We start from the raw sequence: 18,057 nt of genomic DNA on the forward strand, positions 1-18,057 counted from the left end.
TATTGGTGGCAATCGAAGAGATCCTTGATCTCGAGCAACTCGAGGTCAACATCTACCGCGGTCGGGTGTTCAGCCCGGAGTCGGGATATTTCCAGCGCACGTTCGGCGGCCACGTGGCGGGGCAGTCGCTGGTCTCGGCGGTGCGCACGGTCGACCCGCGTTACCAGGTGCACTCGCTGCACGGCTACTTCCTGCGGCCCGGGGACGCCAACGAGCCGACGGTCTTCATCGTCGAGCGCACCCGCGACGGCGGTTCGTTCGCCACCCGGCGCGTCAACGCGATTCAGCACGGCGAAATCATCTTCAGCATGGGGGCGTCCTTCCAGACCGATCAGGAGGGCATCCACCACCAGGACGTCATGCCCGCCGCGCCGCCCCCCGACGGGCTGCCCGGTCTGGACTCGATCAAGGTGTTCGACGACGCCGGGTTCAAGCAGTTCGAGGAGTGGGACGTCTGCATCGTGCCGCGCGACCGGCTGCAACTGTCGCCGGGCAAGGCCTCCCAGCAGCAGGTATGGTTCCGCCACCGCGACCCGCTGCCGGATGACCCGGTGCTGCACATCTGCGCGCTGGCCTACATGAGCGACCTCACGCTGTTGGGATCGGCGCAGGTCAACCACCTCGACGTCCGCCAGCACCTGCAGGTGGCGTCCCTGGATCACGCGATGTGGTTCATGCGGGCCTTCCGGGCCGACGAGTGGCTGCTCTACGACCAGTCGTCGCCGTCGGCCAGCGGCGGGCGGTCGCTGTGCCAGGGCAAGATCTTCACCCAGTCCGGTGAGATGGTGGCGGCGGTGATGCAGGAGGGGCTGACCCGCTTCGACCGCGAGTTTCAGCCGACCGGGCAGTGAGCGCGCCGCGCATCGGCGTGCTGGCGCTGCAGGGCGACACCCGCGAGCACCTGGCCGCGCTGCGCGAAGCCGGCGCCGAGGCGACGCCGGTGCGGCGGCGCGCCGAGCTCGAGAAGGCCGACGGGCTGGTCATTCCCGGTGGTGAGTCCACCACCATTAGCCACCTGCTGCTCGAACTCGACCTGCTGGAGCCGTTGCGCGGTCTGCTGGCCGACGGGCTGCCCGCGTACGGCGCGTGCGCCGGGATGATCCTGCTGGCCAGCGAGATCCTGGATGCCGGCGCGGGCGGCCGGGAGGCGCTGCCGTTGCGGGCCATCGATATGACCGTGCGGCGCAACGCCTTTGGGCGGCAGGTCGACTCCTTCGAGGGCGACATACCGTTCGCCGGCCTGGACGGTCCGGTGCGCGCGGTGTTCATCCGCGCGCCCTGGGTGGAGCGGGCCGGTGCGGACGTGCAGGTGCTGGCCGAGGCGTCCGGGCACACGGTCGCGGTGCGCCAGGGCGCGAAGCTGGCGACGGCGTTTCACCCGGAGATGACCGGCGACCGCCGCGTCCACCGGCTCTTCGTCGACATCGTCAACGGCGTCGCCTGACGGCCGCCTCGGCTCCTCTCGTGGGCCGTGCACCCGATGCGCAGCGCCCGGGCCGTCGGGCGTCGGCGCCCACGTAGACTCGTCTGGCGAACTTTTACAAGACAGAAGAGGTAAGAGACACCGATGAGCGGCCATTCCAAGTGGGCCACCACCAAGCACCAAAAGGCCGTCAAGGACGCGCGCCGAGGCAAGGAGTTCGCCCGGCTGATCAAGAACATCGAGGTCGCCGCCCGTACCGGCGGCGGGGACCCGGCGGGCAACCCGACGCTGTACGACGCCATCCAGAAGGCGAAGAAGACCTCGGTGCCCAACGACAACATCGAGCGCGCCCGCAAGCGGGGCGCGGGCGAGGAAGCCGGCGGGGCCGACTACCAGACGATCATGTACGAGGGCTACGGACCCAACGGCGTGGCGGTGCTGATCGAGTGCCTGACCGACAACCGCAACCGCGCGGCCGGTGAGGTCCGGGTGGCGGTGACCCGCAACGGCGGCACGATGGCGGACCCCGGCTCGGTGTCGTACCTGTTCACCCGCAAGGGCGTCGTGACGCTGGAGAAGAACGGGCTCACCGAGGACGACGTGCTGATGGCGGTCCTCGACGCCGGCGCCGAGGACGTCAACGACCTCGGTGAGAGCTTCGAAATCATTTCGGAGCCAACGGATCTCGTCGCGGTGCGGACGGCGTTGCAGGACGCCGGCATCGACTACGAGTCCGCCGAGGCCAGCTTCCAGCCGTCGGTCAGCGTGCCGGTGGACGTGGACGGCGCCCGGAAGGTGTTCAAGCTCGTCGACGCGCTGGAGGACAGCGACGACGTGCAGAACGTGTGGACCAACGTCGACCTGTCCGACGAGGTGCTGGCCGCCCTCGACGAGGACTGAGCCACCCCGCTAGTCGTCGATCGCAAGCGCGGCGCAGAGCGCCGGGCGAAGCGGGTCGGCGCCATCAGATCTAGTCGTATCCGTGCCGCATGTCCTCGACGATGCGGGGATTGTCCAGCGTCGACGGCTCGAGCGGGCGCGGGCGGGTGTCGTCGGGAAACACCATGGCGGCGTCGAGCACGTGCTGGTTGAGGAAGCGCAGCGCCGGCGCGTTGGGCGGCACGGTGGGCGTGGGCGCGCTGCCGCCGCGGCGCGCCAGCGCGAAACCCCAGTCACCGAACGTCGGCACGTACACGTGGTAGGGCGTCGCGGCGTAGCCGGCCGTGCGGATTGACGAGACTGTGCGCCAGAACGCCGTCTGCGTGGAGAACGGGCTGCCCGCCTGCACGACCATCAGCCCGTCGGCGGCGAGCGCCCGCCCGACCAGCCCGTAGAACTCGGTCGAATACAGCCGGCCCAGGACCGGGGTGTCGGGGTCGGGCAGGTCCACGATGATCGCGTCGAAGCCCCCGGGCGGAACGACGTCGGGGTGCGGCGAACGCAACCACCGCATCGCGTCGTCGATCACCACCTTGACCCGCGGGCTATCCAGCGAACCGCCGTTCGCCCCGCGCATGGTGGTGCGCGCCAGCTGGATCACCGCGGGGTCGAGTTCCACCTGCACGATCCTCGTGATGCCCGGCTGCCGCAGCAGCTCGCGGGCCACCAGCCCGTCGCCGCCGCCGAGGACGAGGACCGAGCGCGCGCCCGCCCCGAGCGCGGGGTAGACCAGGCTCTCGGTGTAGCGGTACTCGTCGCGGGTGGAGAACTGCAGGCCCCCGTCCAGGTACAGGCGCATGTCGTTGCCGCGCTGGGTGACCACGATCTCCTGATAGGCCGAGTGCTGGTAGGCGATGATCGGGTCGGCGTAAAGCCGTTGGCGGCTCGTCGTCTCGATGTCGGCCGACCGTGCGAGCAGCGTGGCCAGCAACGCGAGGGCGGCGGCCAGCGCGCACAGCGCGGTCGCCAGCTGGCGGGGCGAAAAGACTTGGCGCAGCACGAAAATGGCGACCACGGCCGCGGCGAGCAGGTTGACGATGCCGGTGGCCGCCGCGCCGCGGATCATGCCCAGCTGCGGCAGCAGCAGGAACGGCCACACCAACCCGCCCAGCAGCGCGCCGAGGTAGTCGGCCGCGTTGAGGTTGGCCAGCGTCCGGCCGGTGTCGGGCGCCTCGGACGTGCGCCCCTGTTGCAGCATCGTCATCAGCAGCGGCACCTCGGCGCCGACCAGCCCCCCGATCAGGGCCGTGCCCAACGCCAGCATCCACATCGACTCGTCGTCGATGAACGCGAACACCGTGTACAGCGCCGCGGCGGACAGGCCGCCGACGATGCTGAGCAGCACCTCGACCGCGATGAACGTGACGGCCGCGTGCGCCAGCAGCGGCTTGACCACCAGGGCGCCCACCCCGAGCGCGGCGATGTAGCCGGCGACGATCAGTGAGGTGGCGACGATGCCGCCGCCGTTGAGGCTCGCGGCCAGCGTCAGCAGCGCGAGTTCGTAGATGATGCCGGACGCCGCGCAGGCCGCGACGGCGGCCAACAGCACGGCCCGCCACCGCCCCGAGAACGCCGTCGATGCGACCGGCGCCGGCGTGCGGCTGTCCGTGGCGGTCATGAGATGGCGGCGGCGATCACTCCTCCGACCGCCACCAGCATGGTCGCAGTGGCGAACGCGGCCGGGTGCAGCTCCGGCTCGTCGACGTGCTCGCGAAACTTGCCGGGCACCGCGATCTGCAGGATCAACAGCGCCCCGCCCTGCAACAGCACGCCCACCAACCCGTACACCGCCACGCCGACGAGTCCCTGCCCCAGCTGGCTGTAGCTGCTCGCGATCGCGCTGATGATGACGATGGCGAGCGCGATGTACATGGCCGACGCGAGAACCACGGCGTTGGGCCGCTTGTCGATGAATACCAGCTGGCGCAGGTTGCCGGGCGTGAGGACGTCCACCATCAGGAAGCCCGCGATCAGGACGACGACGCCGACCGCGAAGTACAGCACGACGGCGACCACGCCCTGGGTGATGGTGCTGAAGTTGGTGGCTCCGAAATCGAGCGCGAGGTACATGGTTGTCTCCTTTGCGATACCGGCTGGGTCACTTAACTCCGCCCGGGCCACCCGGACTGCCCCCCGCGCCGCCCGAGGGGGAGCCGGGTGTGAATCCGGGGCCGAGAAAGATGAAGGCGCCGTGGCTGTATCCGCCGCTGAGGCCTTCCAGGCGGATGCTGCAGGGGTGACTGCCGTCGGGCCCGATCGTCACGATGTTGTTGCTGTAGCGCAGGTATTCGTTGTCGCCGTTGGCCGCACGCGCCTCGGGGGCCTGATACTCCGCGAGCGTGTCGGCCACGTCGTCGGCCGATCCGCTGCACTCGTAACGCGTCCCGTTCGCGTCGTGGGCGTACTCGTGATAGTGGCTGGCGATGTAGGACCCAATGTTCTTGTTCAGCAACATGATTCCGGGCACCAGGCAGGCGATTGCGGCGACGGCCAGCACACCGGCGATCACGAACAGGCGGTTGCGGCTCACGGATGCCACCGACTGGTGGTGTGCACGACCATCCCGCCGCTGCCGGCCGGATACAGGTGCCAGGTCCGCCAGTGCCAACCGGCGCCGTCGGGTTCGGCGGCAAGCGCGGTCAGCGCGGCGTCGTCACCGGGGAAAGAGCCACCGAGCCAACCCTTTTCCCGCGCGCAACGGTCACGCAGGTCGCGCGCCATGCGGCGGAAGGTGCCCTCGTCGTACGTGTCGACGTGGGATTCCAGGACATAGCCGGGCGCGGCGGTGCGCTCCGGCAGATCGACGCCGAGCCCGCGCGCGGTGCAGGAAACCTCCTCGGAGAACCGGCCCGCGGCGTGCTCGACCGTGACGACGTGCGACGCGCCGAGCACGCCGAGCAGCAGCGCCCCGCCGTCGGGGTGGCCCAAAAGACAGGTCGCCAGCGGCGGCGGCGCGGGCGCGTTGAGGGCGAGCCCGAGCTTCTGCCCGGACACGTCCGAAGGAGCCACGGCGAGCTGATGAAACGGCACCGACGCGTCCCTAGGGGGAGGAGGGCGGGGGCGCCGGATACACGGTCAGCTCGCCGGTCAGCACGGGCTTGCCGGTGGAGACCTCCCACGGCATGCCCGGCGCCCAGCGCTCGAACGACAGAAGCACGGACTCGTCGGCGTTGGCGCAGTCGACGAACTCCATCTCGCCGCCCGCCGGCAGGCCCGTGGTGCCCTCGGTGGTGAACGAGGCGCGACCGCGCTCGGATTCGTGGAACGTCACCCCGTCGACGACGTACTGCTCGCCCGGCTGCAGCGTGACGTCCTTGCGGCTGACCCACATGGCCAGCTTGAGGCGCCCGTCGTCCTCTTCGACGCTGAACCAGATCGGCTGGTCGCCGCCCTCCAGCAGGTGCTCCCACCACACGAACGGGCCCTCGCGGTAGGTCACCGACCCGCGCACCACGTAGTCGATCCCGCCGTAGCTGACGATGGCGCCGGGGCCGAGCTGGCGGGGGCCGAATTCCGGCATCGCGTTGAACGAGAGGGGATCGGTGCGGCCGCGCGGTGGGCCCGGTTGCTTGGGCCGCCGCAAAGCGATGATCAGCACCACGATGGACGCGATGAACAGCACGATCGCGATAATGACCAGGAGTGATCCCACGCGAAACCTTCCGTTGCCACATGGCTTGAGCGAACGTGGGCTAAAGCTAACAGCTTTTGGGCCGGTTCGGCGTTGCAACGTGCCGACGCGGGAATTGGCGGCGCCGCCGCGTGTCGTCCGCGGGGCCGTCGGTCCCGGCCGCTAGGGTATCGAACAGCTGTTCTAGAGGTGGGAGCGGGCAATGCGCGTATTGGGCGTCGACCCCGGGCTGACCCGGTGCGGGCTGTCGGTGGTGGAAAGCGGGCGCGGGCGCAGCGTGGTCGCACTCGACGTCGACGTGGTGCGCACCCCGTCGGACGCGCCCCTGGCCAAACGGCTCCTGGCCATCAGCGACGCCGTCGACCATTGGCTGGCCACGCACCAACCCGACGTGGTGGCCATCGAGCGGGTGTTCTCCCAACTGAACGTGACGACGGTGATGGGCACCGCGCAGGCCGGCGGCGTGGTGGCGCTGGCGGCGGCCAAGCGCGGCATCGACGTGCACTTCCACACCCCCAGCGAGGTCAAGGCCGCGGTGACCGGCAACGGCGCCGCCGACAAGGCGCAGGTCACCGCCATGGTCACCAAAATCCTTGCGCTGCAAGCCAAGCCGACGCCGGCCGACGCCGCCGACGCGCTGGCCTTGGCGATCTGTCACTGCTGGCGGGCGCCGATGATGGCCCGGATGGCCGCGGCCGAGGCGCTGGCCGAACAGCAGCGGCACAAGTATCTGGCCAAGCTGAAGGCGGCGCGATGATCGCCTCGGTGCGCGGTGAGGTGCTCGAGGTGGCGCTCGATCACGCGGTGATCGAGGCCGCCGGCGTCGGGTACCGGGTGAACGCGACACCGTCGACGCTGGCGACCCTGCGCACCGGCGGCGAGGCGCGGCTGATCACCGCGATGGTGGTCCGCGAGGACTCGATGACGCTGTACGGGTTCACGGACGCCGACACCCGCGACCTGTTTCTCACGCTGCTGACGGTGTCGGGCGTGGGCCCGCGGCTGGCGATGGCGACGCTGGCGGTTCACGACGCGTCGGCGCTGCGCCAGGTGCTGCACGACAGCGACGTGGCCGCGCTGACCCGGGTGCCCGGGATCGGCAAACGCGGCGCCGAACGGATGGTGCTCGAGCTGCGGGACAAGGTCGGTGCGGCGGGTGCGACCGGGGGCGCAACCGTGGTGAACGGGCACGCGGTGCGCGGTCCGGTGGTGGAGGCGCTGGTCGGCCTGGGCTTCGCCGCCAAGCAGGCCGAGGAAGCCACCGACAAGGTGCTGGCCGCCGAACAGGACACGACGACGTCCGGCGCGCTGCGCGCCGCCCTGTCGCTGCTGGGTAAGTCCCGATGACCGGCCCCGACGACTACGCCGACCGCGAGCTGTCCCCGGCGCTGGCCGTCGGGGAGGGCGACATCGACGTCAGCCTGCGCCCGCGATCGCTGCGCGAGTTCATCGGCCAACCCCGCGTCCGCGAACAGCTGCAGCTGGTGATCGAGGGGGCCAAGAACCGCGGCGGCACACCGGATCACATCCTGCTGTCGGGCCCGCCGGGGCTGGGCAAGACGTCGCTGGCCATGATCATCGCCGCGGAGCTCGGCTCGTCGCTGCGGGTGACGTCCGGTCCGGCGCTCGAACGCGCCGGCGACCTGGCCGCCATGCTGTCCAACCTGGTCGAGCACGACGTGCTGTTCATCGACGAGATCCACCGCATCGCGCGTCCCGCCGAGGAGATGCTCTACCTGGCGATGGAGGACTTCCGGGTCGACGTGGTGGTCGGCAAGGGTCCGGGGGCGACGTCCATCCCCCTCGAGGTGGCGCCCTTCACGCTGGTCGGCGCGACCACCCGCTCGGGCGCGCTGACCGGCCCGCTGCGCGACCGGTTCGGCTTCACCGCGCACATGGACTTCTACGAGCCCGACGAGCTGGAGCGGGTGCTGGCCCGCTCCGCGGGCATCCTCGGCATCGAGCTCGGGGCCGAGGCGGCCGAGGAGATCGCCCGGCGCTCGCGCGGGACGCCGCGCATCGCCAACCGGCTGCTGCGCCGGGTCCGCGACTTCGCGGAGGTGCGGGCCGACGGGGTGATCACCCGCGACGTGGCCAAATCCGCGCTGGCGGTCTACGACGTCGACGAACTGGGCCTGGACCGGCTGGACCGGGCGGTGCTGTCGGCACTGACCCGCAGTTTCGGCGGCGGCCCGGTCGGCGTATCGACGCTGGCGGTGGCCGTGGGCGAGGAGGCCACCACCGTCGAGGAGGTGTGCGAGCCGTTCCTGGTGCGCGCCGGGATGGTCGCGCGCACACCGCGCGGCCGCGTGGCGACCGCGCAGGCGTGGACGCACCTCGGCATGAGCCCGCCGGCGGGGGCCGTCGGCCTGGGTCAACCCGGCCTGTTCGACTAGCGGCGAGCCGTCGCGGCCAAATCGTGACCTTTGAGCCGTCCTCGCGGTCGGTTATTCGTCGGCGCCGTCGGGTAACCAAGCTCACAGCAGCGATACCTAAGGAGATTCTGATGAGGACCAGGCGCTACGACTACGACCGCCCTCGAGCGCTGTACATGCCGCGTTCCCGCGGCGCGCTGACCGGGCTACTGCTGATTATCTTGGGCGCCTGGGGCGCCCTGGTGCCCTTCTTCGGGCCCAACATCGACTGGGCCTACATGTCTGACCCGGCGTGGACGTGGACCACGGCCAAGGGTTGGCTCGAGGTGCTTCCGGGGGCCGCGACGGCCCTGGGTGGCCTGCTGGTGCTCCTGTCCGGCAACCGCGCCAGCGCCGTGCTCGGCGGCTGGCTGGCGGTCGCGGGCGGCGCCTGGTTCGTGGTCGGTCGCGCGTTCGCGTCGACCCTGGGCATCGGCGACGTCGGTTCGCCGGTGGCGTCGACGGACCTGAAGCGAGCCCTGCTCGAGGTCACCTACTTCACCGGGCTGGGCGCCCTGATCGTGTTCCTGGGCGGGGCCGCCGTGGCGCGCGTGGCCGTGCGGCATGCGCGTGACGTCGTGGCGCGGGAACCCGCCGCGGTGGCAGCCGCGCCTGCGGGCGAACCGGCGATGTACGACGAAACACGCGGACCGGTCGCGGCGCGGACCGACCGGGTGGCGGCCGAGCCCGAGGCGGGGGAACGCACCGGGCGTGGCCTGTTCGGTCGACGCACCGGCGGCGGCCTGTTCCACCGCCACCACCACGCCGGCGTCTAGTCGGTAACACCTACGGCGGGAGGCGCCGGTAGCCCATGGCTACCGGCGCCATTTCGCGTCCGGGGGCGGTCCGGGCGCCCGCGGGTGGGTAAAGTCACCCGCGCCGAGACGCAGGCCTCGAACCGCGAGGAGGAGCGATGATCACTGCCGGGCTGGTATTCGCCGCGCTGGCGGCTTTACTGCACGTCTACATCTTTGTGATGGAATCGTTGACCTGGACCTCGCCACGCACCCGTGCCACCTTCGGCACCACGGCCGAGGAGGCCGAGACCACCAAGCTGCTCGCTTTCAACCAGGGGTTCTACAACCTGTTCCTGGCGGTGGTCAGCGGGGTGGGCATCGCGGCAATTGCGTTGCGCCACAACGCCGTTGGAGCGGCGCTGATTTTCGCCGGCGTCGGTTCCATGGCGGCGGCCGCGGTCGTCTTGCTGCTGTCGGCCCGGGACAAAGCGCGGGCCGCGGTCACGCAGGGCACCTTCCCGGCCATCGCGATCGTGCTGCTGCTGATCGGACTTCAGCAGTAACACCAGTCTCACCAGCCCCAAAAGGCCGCGAGGAGCGGTGCTTTCGGGGCGGCCCTGGGTTACACGCGCAACCCGCCGGGTACCCACCCCGGGCCGGAAATAGGCCCGGTATTCAACGAGGGGAAATCATGAAATACGCAGAAGACGGCCAGACCCGCGGGCTGAGCATGCCGCGTTCGCGTGGTGCGGTCAGCGGATTGCTCCTGGTCATTTTGGGAGCTTGGGGGGCGTTAATACCGTTTGTCGGACCGCGCTTCAATTTCGCGTACACGCCCGACCGGGAGTGGGCGTGGAGCACGGCTCGAGGGTGGCTCGAGGTCCTGCCTGGAGCGGTGACCGTGCTGGGCGGTCTTTTGCTGATCGTCGCCGGGAACCGCGTGGCGGCGATGCTGGGCGGTTGGCTGGCGGTGCTGGCCGGCGCCTGGTTCGTCGTGGGCGGTCAGTTCGCGCCGGTGCTGGGCATCGGCTCCGCCGGTGACCCGGTCGCCGCCACCGACCGCAAGCGCGCGGTTCTCGAGGTCACCTATTTCTCTGGACTGGGCGCGCTGATCATCTTCGTGGGTGGCATGGTGCTGGCCCGCACGGCCGTGCGCCTGGCGCGCGACGTGCGGCCGCCGGCGCCGGCGGAAGCCGCGCCGGCCGTCGAGCCGTACCGGGAATCGGCCTACGAGCCCGCCGAGGTTTCCTCGAGCGCGCTGACCAAGCCGCGCACCGCTTCCGACCCGCAGCCGAAGCGGGGATGGCGTCGCGAGCGTTCGACGTCGGGCGCCAACGCCGCGTACCTGCGCTGGCCGCATCCCCAGCAATAACTCGCATACAAAAGAGCAATCGCCCAGTCCCCGCGGGGACTGGGCGATTGCTTTTCTGCGCTTACAGCAGTCCGAGCAACTGCAGGTCGGTGATGTACTTGACGATGACCGGCGCCGAGACATGTGGAATGTCTTTGTCGGGGCCGATTTTCGCCTCCTGCACCGCGGCGCGGAAGCGGTCGGTCGGTGCCATCGAACCGTTGATCGGCTTCTCGGGTTCCTGGTAGTTGTGCAGCAGCGGCAGCAGCGAGTACTGGCGCTGCCGCTCGGGCAGGCCGCGCATCGTGCCCTCGAACCGCCGCAGCCATTCGCCGTAGTCGGCGATGCGCTGGATCCCGTAGCCGGCTTCGATCAACCAGTCGACGTACTCGTCGAGACCGATGCCGTCGTCGTACGGGTTCATCACGTGGTAGGTCTGGAACCCGTCGCCTTGAGGGACGTTGTCGAGCACCTGCGTTCCCAGCGTCGAGATCGCGGCGGCGATGAACTCGACCGGCAGGCCGTCGTAGTGCGACCGCTGACGGTTGCCGTCGGCGTCCAGCTCGTAGAACGAACCGGGCGCGACACCGGTGGCCACCAGGCTCAGCATCAACCGGGTGAACATGTCCGGCAGGTTGAGCTGTCCGGCGTAGGTGGTGTCGGCCAGGATCATGTCGCACCGGAACACCGCGACGGGCAGGCCGCACAGGTCGTGCGCTTCGCGCAGCAGCACCTCGCCGGCCCACTTGCTGTTGCCGTAGCCGTTGGCGTAGTTGTCGTTGATCGCGCGGGTGGCGCTGATCTGCCGGATGTCGGCGTCCTCGACGAATTGACCGGGCTTGATCTGGTCACCGACGCCGATCGTCGACACGTAGGTGTACGGCTTCAGCTTGGTGGTGAGCGCGATCCGGATCAGTTCGGCGGTGCCCAGCGCGTTGGGACCGAACAGCTCTCTGTACGGCAGCACGTGGTTGACGAGGGCCGCCGGGTCGACGATCAGGTCGACGGTGTCGGCCAGCCGCTGCCAGGTCTGCGCATCCAGGCCGAGATTGGCCTCGCCCTTGTCCCCGGCGATGACCTCCAGGTGGTCGGCGGCCAGTTCCTGGTAGTGCGCCAGCAACTTCGGGTCGCCGCTATCAAAGGTGTTGTCCAGCCGGGCGCGCGCCTCCTCGTCGGACTTGGCCCGCACCAGGGCGATCACCTTGCCGTCGACCATGTCCATGCGCTCGAGCCATTCCAGCGCAAGGTAGCGGCCCAGGAAGCCGGTCGCACCGGTCAGCAGCACCGTGCGCACCTCGGCGGCGGGCCCGGGCAGGCCGGGCGCCGCGGCCAGCGTCTCGGCCTCGAGGAACTTGTCCAGGGTGAGGTGGGCCGCGTGCACCTCGGTCGCCCCGCGTCCGTGCACGGCGGCGAAGGTGGGCCGCTTGGTGCCCTGGCGCTCGCCCTCGATGTAGTTGGCGATGGCCTGCAGGTCGCTGGCCGGGCTGACGATCACGCCGACCGGGACGTCGATGTCGAAGATCTCGCGCAGCAGGTTCCCAAACGTCAACGCCGACAAGGAGTCTCCACCCAGGTCGGTGAAATGGGCGTCGGGGGTCAGCTCGGTGCTCGCCGTGCCCAGCATGGCCGCGGCGGCCCGGGTCACGGTCTGCAGCACGGGCGCGTTCGCGCCGTTGCGCCGCAGCTCGGCCAGCTCGTTGGCCTGGCCCTCGGCCAGCTCGGCGTAGAGCCGCTCGAGCCGCTCGCCGTAGTGCTGCTTGAGCTTCGGCCACGCCAGCTTGCGGATCCCGGTCAGCAGGCCGTTCTCCAGGCTGAACGGGGTGGTCTCGATGATGAAGTCGCGCGGCACCTCGTAGGACTGCAGCCCGGCCTGACGCGCGACGTGCTGCAGCGAGTCGGCGATCCTGGGCTTCAGCGACTCCAGGTCGCCGCCGGCCAGGGCCTCCTCGGTCGGCACCACGACGGCCAGCAGGTAGGGCTGCGCGCTGTTGCCGTAGACGTAGATCTGGCGCACCAGCGGGCTGTTGCCGAACTCGGCCTCCAGCTTGGCCAGGGTGACGAACTCGCCCTGCGCCAGCTTCAGCACGTTGTTGCGGCGGTCGACGTACACCAGCTTGTCGGGCGCGATCTCGGCGAAGACGTCGCCGGTCCGGTAGTAGCCGTCCTCGTCGAACACGTTCGCGGTGGTCTCGGCCCGCTTGTAGTAGCCGGGGAACATGTTCTCGGTCCGCAGCAGCAGCTCGCCGCGCGGGTACGGCCGGTCGGTGCTGAAGTAACCCAGGTCCGGCACGTCGACGAGCTTGTAGTCGACGACCGGCGGGCGCTGAATCTCGCCGTCGAACAACACCATTCCGGCCTCGGTCGACCCGTAGCCGTCCATCAGGTGCATCTCGAGCAGGGACTCGACCCAGCTGCGCAACTCCGGGGAGGTGGGCGCGGAGCCGGTCATCGCGAAGATGAACCGCCCGCCCAGCAGGTACTGGCGCTGCTCGGCCAGCACCTCGGCCGCCACAGCCTCGCGGGCCTCCGGGCCCGCATCGCCCTCGGCCAGCCGGCGTTCCACCTGGCGCTGGAATTCGCCGAACAGGGTCTCCCAGATGCGCGGCACGAAGTTGAGCTCGGTGGGCCGCACCAGCTCGAGGTCCTCGAGCAGCGTCGAGAGGTCGCTCTTGGCCGCGAAGTAGGCGGTGCCGCCGTTGCCCAGGGTGCCGTACAGGATGCCGCGGCCCATGACGTGGCTCATCGGCATGAAGTTGAGGGTGATTGACGCCGCACTCTCGCCGAACCAGTTCCTGCTGCCCCGGCGCCAGATCTTGGCCACATTGCTCTGCGGGTACATCGCGCCCTTGGGGGCGCCGGTGCTGCCGGAGGTGTAGATCAACAGGGCCAGCGGGTCGGCTTCGTCGCTGGTGGGCAGCGGCGTGTCGGGCAGCGCGCGGCCGCGCTCGAGCGCCTCGGCCAGCGTCTCGACGGCCACGCCGGCGTCCGCCAGCCGGGTGCGCGCGCTCGCCACGGCCTCGCGCTCGTCGTCGACCTCCGGGTGGTGGTCGAACACCACCAGCTTCGCGGGCCGGTGTCCGCTCAGGATGAGCTCGACGGCGTCGGGCAGCTGGTTCGCGCTCGCCGCGATCACGGTGGGCTCGGTCTCGGTCACGATCGGCTGCAGGGAGGTCAGCGACGCGCTGGTCTGCAGCGGGACCGACACCGCGCTGATGGTGGCCAGCGCCATGTCGATGGTGGCGTAGTCGAGGCTGTTGAAGCCCAGCACGCAGACCCGGTCACCGACACGGACCTCGTCGTTGGCCCAGGCGCGGCCGAGCGCCGCCACCCGGTCGCCGAGCTGTCCGTAGGTGATGGTCTCGAAGCGGGGGAGCAGCTCCAGCCGCGTGCGCCCACTCGCCGGGTCCGTGACGAACTCGACCTCGCGGTGCGCCAGCGCCGGACGGTCGGCGTACCCGTCGAGCACGGTCCGGATGACCTGGGGGAGCCGAAGGCCGGGCTGTTCGAGCGCCGCTTCGATCGCCGGGTTGGGGCGGGCGGCGGCGAACTGCGGGTCGGTGGCGGTGAGGTCGTCGATACGGCGGTCGAGCCGCTCGTCGGTGTTGATGGTCGACATAAGCAATTCCCTTGCAATGAAAGTTATTAGTCAGTTTGGCGACGATGCGCTGACCATTAAAACGTTAGCTAAAGTAACGTTATTCCACCATGGGCCCGCCCCGCCGAAGGTGTGAGATTGCCCACCCGGGCCCGGGCGAGCCCCGGGCCTTACACTTCGCGAAGCAGCCGGCCGAGAATGTCGAGGCCCTCGTTCAGTAGGTCGTCGCTGATGGTCAGCGGCGGCAGCAACCGGATGATGTTGCCGAACATGCCGCAGGTCAACACCACCACTCCCGCCGCGTGCGCCGCGGCGGACAGCTTTTGCGTCAGTTCCGCGTCGGGCTCCGCGGTTCCCGACTTCACCAGCTCGATGGCGATCATGGCGCCCCGACCGCGCACATCGCCGATCCGGTCATCACCGGCCTGCAGACGCAACAACGGTTCGGTGATCAACCGTTCCAGCTGTCGCGCCCGCTCGATCAGTCCGTCACTTTCGATCGTGGTGATGGTGGCCAGTGCCGCAGCACAAGCGATTGGGTTACCGCCGAATGTGCCGCCCAAACCGCCGACGTGCGACGCGTCCATGATTTCCGCGCGGCCGGTGACCGCCGACAACGGCAGCCCGTCGGCGATGCCCTTGGCGGTGCAGATCAGGTCGGGCTCGATGCCGTCGTGCTCGCAGGCGAACATCGCGCCGGTGCGCGCGAACCCGGTCTGCACCTCGTCGGCGATGAACACCACGTCGTTGTTCCGGCACCAGTCGAGCAGGGCGGGCAGGAATCCCTCGGCGGGCACGATGAATCCGCCCTCACCGGCGATGGGTTCGATGATGACGGCGGCGAGGCTGTCGGCGCCGACCTGGGTCTCGATCACGTCGATCGCCCGGGCGGCGGCCTTCTCCCCGTCGGTGGCGAGCTCCTTGTCCACCAGGCCGTCCCGGTAGGGGTAGGACACGGGGGCTCGATAGACCTCCGGCGCGAACGGGCCGAAGCCGCTCTTGTACGGCTTGGATTTGGCGGTCAACGCCATCGCCAGGTTGGTGCGGCCGTGGTAGGCGTGATTGAACGCGACGACGGCGGGCTTGCGGGTGTAGGCCCGGGCCACCTTGACGGCGTTCTCGACCGCCTCGGCGCCGGAATTGAACAGCACCGAACGCTTTTCGCCGGAGCCCGGGGTGATCCGGTTGAGCTGCTCGGCGACGGCGACGTACTGCTCGTACGGCGCGACCATGAAACAGGTGTGGGTGAACTCGGCGACCTGGGCCTGGACGGCCTCCACCACCCGCGGCGAGGAATTGCCGATGGTGGTCACCGCGATGCCAGACGCCAGGTCGATGAGCCGGTTGCCGTCGACGTCCTCGATGATGCCGCCGAAGGCGCGAGCCACGAACACCGGCAAGGACACGTTCACGCCGTGGGATACCGCGGCGGCGCGGCGTTTGGTCAGTTCCAGCGAAGCGGGACCGGGGATTTCGGTGACCAGCTGACGAGTCTGCTCGAGGCCGGCCACGATTTTCTCCTCACCGCGGCGCGCCTGTCACGTCGCTCCCCAAGCCTATCCGGCCACGCGCCGGCCAGCCCCTCGTGCACCGGGGCGCTCGGAGGCGACCTGCGGCAATGGCACACTGGCCGTTACGAGGTGTGCGGCCCGCGGGTCGTCCCTGGCCCCAATGGCCTCCAGTGCCAGTACGACGCCACTACGAAAAGACAGGCCCGTTCATGGAAAGTTTGATTCTGTTCCTGCCCTTCCTGCTCATCATGGGCGGGTTCATGTACTTCGCGTCGCGGCGCCAGAAGCGCGCGATGCAGGCCACCATCGACCTGCACGAGTCGCTGCAGGCCGGCGACCGTGTGCACACCACGTCGGGCCTTCAGGCCACCGTCGTCGCGATCACGGACGACACCGTCGACCTCGAGATCGCGCCCGGGGTCGTGACCACCTGGATGAAGCTGGCCATCCGCGACCGGATCCTGCCCGACGACGAGGACCTGGCCGACGGCGACGACGCCGACGACTTGGCCGACTCCGACTCCCCGGTGACCAAGGATTCCTGACCGCTTGCGCGAGGCGCGTCTCGGCGACACTAGGCTCTGTCCGGGGTAAGAACCGATACTCGAGGAGATAGAAGGAACGTGGCATCGTCTTCGGCGCCGGTGCACCCTGCCCGCTACCTGTCCGCTTTCCTGCTGCTGCTCGTCGGCGTCTATCTGCTGGTGTTTCTGACCGGGGACAAGCGCGCCGCCCCCAAGCTCGGCATCGACCTGCAGGGCGGTACCCGCGTCACGCTGACCGCGCGCACCCCGGACGGCTCGCGGCCCAGCCGCGACGCGCTGGCCCAGGCGCAGCAGATCATCAGCGCGCGCGTCAACGGGCTGGGCGTCTCCGGTTCGGAGGTCGTGGTCGACGGCGACAACCTGGTGATCACCGTCCCCGGGAACGACGGCAACGAGGCCCGCAACCTGGGCCAGACCGCGCGGCTGTACATCCGCCCGGTGCTGAACTCGATGCCGGCGCAGGCGGCCCAGCCCAAGCCCCCGCAGGCGCCGCCCCCCGGGCAGCCCGCGCCCGGCCAGGCGCCGCCGCCGGGCCAGGCGCCGCCGCCGGGCCAGGCGCCGCCGCCGGCACAGGCGCCACCGCCGGGACAGCCCGCGCCGGCTCAACCCGCGCCGCCGGGTGGGCGGCCGCCGGCCCAGCCGCGGCCCTACCCGCAAGACCCCCCGCCGCCTTCGCCCAGCCCCGCGCCGGCCCCCGCGCCCGCCCCCAGCCCCGCGCCGGCGGGCAACCCGCCGCCGGCCGACGTGCCTCCGGCCGAGCAGCCCGCGCCCGCCGATCCGCGCAAGGACCTCGCCGACCGGATCGCCGATGAGAAGAAGTGGCGGCAGAGCACCCGTCAGGGCATCCAGTTCCTCGCCCTGCAGTTCCAGGCCACCCGTTGCGACAAAGAGGACATCCTCGCCGGCAACGACGACCCGAACCTGCCGCTGGTGACGTGCTCGACCGATCACAAGGTGGCCTACCTGCTGGCGCCGTCGATCATCAGCGGCGATCAGATCCAGGACGCCACGTCGGGCATGAATCAGCGCGGCATCGGTTACGTGGTGGACGTCCAGTTCAAGCCCGCGGCGGCCAACACCTGGGCCGACTTCACCGCCGCCCACGTCGGCACCCAGACCGCCTTCACGCTGGACTCGCAGGTGGTCAGCGCCCCGATGATCCAGGAAGCCATTCCCGGCGGGCGGACCCAAATCACCGGTGGCGACCCGCCGTTCACCGCCTCAACCGCGCGCCAGCTGGCCAACGTCCTCAAGTACGGCTCGCTGCCGCTGTCCTTCCAATCGTCGGAGGCCCAAACCGTCTCGGCCACACTGGGATTGACGTCGCTGCGGGCGGGTCTGATGGCGGGTGCGATCGGTCTGGTCCTGGTGCTGCTGTACTCGTTGCTGTATTACCGGGTACTCGGCCTGCTGACCGCACTGTCGTTGGTCGCTTCCGGCGCAATGGTTTTCGCGATATTGGTGCTCCTGGGCAGGTATATCAACTACACCCTGGACCTGGCCGGCATCGCCGGTCTGATCATCGGTATCGGCACCACGGCGGACTCCTTCGTGGTGTTCTTCGAACGCATCAAAGACGAGATCCGCGAAGGCCGTTCGTTCCGGTCGGCGGTTCCGCGCGGTTGGGTGCGGGCGCGCAAGACGATCGTGTCGGGCAACGCCGTCACCTTCCTGGCCGCCGCGGTGCTGTACTTCCTGGCGATCGGCCAGGTGAAGGGCTTCGCCTTCACGTTGGGCCTCACCACCATCCTTGACCTGGTCGTGGTGTTCCTGGTGACCTGGCCGCTGGTGTACCTGGCCTCCAAGTCGCCGACGCTGGCAAAGCCCGCGTACAACGGCCTCGGAGCCGTTCAGCAGGTCGCCCGCGAACGCCGGGCTTCGTCGCAAGTGAAGACGGGACGGGGATAACCC

Annotated in this window: 18 protein-coding genes; 11 read left to right on the top strand and 7 right to left on the bottom strand. The window is 69.8% G+C overall.

What is annotated here, in order from left to right; translation table 11 throughout:
• Positions 1 to 5 precede the first annotated feature (5 nt).
• The 3 genes from tesB to WU80_RS04540 all read left to right on the top strand — a co-directional run bounded on the left by tesB (position 6) and on the right by WU80_RS04540 (position 2,323).
• Positions 6 to 851, top strand: coding sequence for an acyl-CoA thioesterase II (tesB, locus tag WU80_RS04530; RefSeq protein WP_055400944.1), 846 nt, complete (start codon positions 6 to 8; stop codon positions 849 to 851).
• The gene (gene pdxT / locus WU80_RS04535; RefSeq protein WP_055400864.1) at positions 848 to 1,444 is read left to right on the top strand and encodes a pyridoxal 5'-phosphate synthase glutaminase subunit PdxT; all 597 of its coding nucleotides are present in this window, start codon (positions 848 to 850) and stop codon (positions 1,442 to 1,444) included. The genes tesB and pdxT overlap by 4 nt, the downstream gene beginning before the upstream one ends.
• Positions 1,445 to 1,567: 123 nt before the next feature.
• A complete protein-coding gene (locus WU80_RS04540) occupies positions 1,568 to 2,323 on the top strand; it encodes a YebC/PmpR family DNA-binding transcriptional regulator (protein WP_055400866.1) in 756 nt (251 codons plus the stop codon).
• A 70-nt stretch (positions 2,324 to 2,393) separates the two neighbouring features.
• Here the strand turns inward: WU80_RS04540 and WU80_RS04545 are convergent, their stop codons facing one another.
• From WU80_RS04545 to WU80_RS04565, 5 genes are read right to left on the bottom strand one after another with little or no spacing between them, the layout of a single operon-like run.
• Complete coding sequence (locus WU80_RS04545; RefSeq protein WP_055400868.1) at positions 2,394 to 3,980, bottom strand: polyamine aminopropyltransferase; 1,587 nt, start codon at positions 3,978 to 3,980, stop codon at positions 2,394 to 2,396.
• Entirely contained in the window at positions 3,977 to 4,432 is a 456-nt protein-coding gene (locus WU80_RS04550; protein ID WP_055400870.1) for a DUF350 domain-containing protein, read from the bottom strand. Before WU80_RS04550 ends, WU80_RS04545 begins: the two co-directional genes overlap by 4 nt.
• A gap of 28 nt (positions 4,433 to 4,460) precedes the next feature.
• Complete coding sequence (locus WU80_RS04555) at positions 4,461 to 4,892, bottom strand: DUF4247 domain-containing protein (protein ID WP_055400874.1); 432 nt, start codon at positions 4,890 to 4,892, stop codon at positions 4,461 to 4,463.
• The gene (locus tag WU80_RS04560) at positions 4,889 to 5,392 is read right to left on the bottom strand and encodes a DUF2617 family protein (RefSeq protein WP_055400876.1); all 504 of its coding nucleotides are present in this window, start codon (positions 5,390 to 5,392) and stop codon (positions 4,889 to 4,891) included. The genes WU80_RS04555 and WU80_RS04560 overlap by 4 nt, the downstream gene beginning before the upstream one ends.
• 10 nt (positions 5,393 to 5,402) lie before the next feature.
• The gene (locus WU80_RS04565; protein WP_055400878.1) at positions 5,403 to 6,014 is read right to left on the bottom strand and encodes a DUF4178 domain-containing protein; all 612 of its coding nucleotides are present in this window, start codon (positions 6,012 to 6,014) and stop codon (positions 5,403 to 5,405) included.
• A 181-nt stretch (positions 6,015 to 6,195) separates the two neighbouring features.
• On the opposite strand from WU80_RS04565, the gene ruvC reads away from it, so the two are divergent.
• The 6 genes from ruvC to WU80_RS04595 all read left to right on the top strand — a co-directional run bounded on the left by ruvC (position 6,196) and on the right by WU80_RS04595 (position 10,516).
• Entirely contained in the window at positions 6,196 to 6,750 is a 555-nt protein-coding gene (gene ruvC / locus WU80_RS04570; RefSeq protein WP_055400880.1) for a crossover junction endodeoxyribonuclease RuvC, read from the top strand.
• A complete protein-coding gene (ruvA, locus tag WU80_RS04575; RefSeq protein WP_055400882.1) occupies positions 6,747 to 7,340 on the top strand; it encodes a Holliday junction branch migration protein RuvA in 594 nt (197 codons plus the stop codon). Before ruvC ends, ruvA begins: the two co-directional genes overlap by 4 nt.
• Entirely contained in the window at positions 7,337 to 8,389 is a 1,053-nt protein-coding gene (gene ruvB, locus WU80_RS04580) for a Holliday junction branch migration DNA helicase RuvB (RefSeq protein ID WP_055400884.1), read from the top strand. The genes ruvA and ruvB overlap by 4 nt, the downstream gene beginning before the upstream one ends.
• A gap of 110 nt (positions 8,390 to 8,499) precedes the next feature.
• Positions 8,500 to 9,183 carry a hypothetical protein gene (locus WU80_RS04585; RefSeq protein WP_055400886.1) on the top strand — a complete coding sequence of 228 codons (684 nt, stop codon included), beginning with the start codon at positions 8,500 to 8,502 and terminating at the stop codon, positions 9,181 to 9,183.
• Positions 9,184 to 9,320: 137 nt separating this feature from the next.
• Positions 9,321 to 9,707 (top strand): DUF1304 domain-containing protein, encoded by a 387-nt coding sequence (locus WU80_RS04590; RefSeq protein WP_055400888.1) that lies wholly within the window; start codon positions 9,321 to 9,323, stop codon positions 9,705 to 9,707.
• A gap of 128 nt (positions 9,708 to 9,835) precedes the next feature.
• Positions 9,836 to 10,516 carry a hypothetical protein gene (locus tag WU80_RS04595; RefSeq protein ID WP_055400890.1) on the top strand — a complete coding sequence of 227 codons (681 nt, stop codon included), beginning with the start codon at positions 9,836 to 9,838 and terminating at the stop codon, positions 10,514 to 10,516.
• A 61-nt stretch (positions 10,517 to 10,577) separates the two neighbouring features.
• Here the strand turns inward: WU80_RS04595 and car are convergent, their stop codons facing one another.
• On the bottom strand, positions 10,578 to 14,111 hold the full coding sequence (car, locus tag WU80_RS04600; RefSeq protein WP_055400892.1) for a carboxylic acid reductase: 3,534 nt from the start codon (positions 14,109 to 14,111) through the stop codon (positions 10,578 to 10,580).
• Between the two features lie 149 nt (positions 14,112 to 14,260).
• Positions 14,261 to 15,601 carry a 4-aminobutyrate--2-oxoglutarate transaminase gene (gene gabT / locus WU80_RS04605; RefSeq protein WP_055400894.1) on the bottom strand — a complete coding sequence of 447 codons (1,341 nt, stop codon included), beginning with the start codon at positions 15,599 to 15,601 and terminating at the stop codon, positions 14,261 to 14,263.
• 209 nt (positions 15,602 to 15,810) lie between these two features.
• Between gabT and yajC the strand changes: the two genes are divergently transcribed.
• Positions 15,811 to 16,146, top strand: coding sequence for a preprotein translocase subunit YajC (gene yajC / locus WU80_RS04610; RefSeq protein WP_055400896.1), 336 nt, complete (start codon positions 15,811 to 15,813; stop codon positions 16,144 to 16,146).
• Between the two features lie 78 nt (positions 16,147 to 16,224).
• Positions 16,225 to 18,054, top strand: a complete 1,830-nt coding sequence (gene secD, locus WU80_RS04615; RefSeq protein WP_055400898.1) for a protein translocase subunit SecD — start codon at positions 16,225 to 16,227, stop codon at positions 18,052 to 18,054.
• The last annotated feature ends 3 nt before the right edge of the window (positions 18,055 to 18,057 follow it).

Source organism: Mycobacterium sp. UM_11 (assembly GCF_001414075.1).
In the GTDB taxonomy this organism is placed as follows: domain Bacteria; phylum Actinomycetota; class Actinomycetes; order Mycobacteriales; family Mycobacteriaceae; genus Mycobacterium.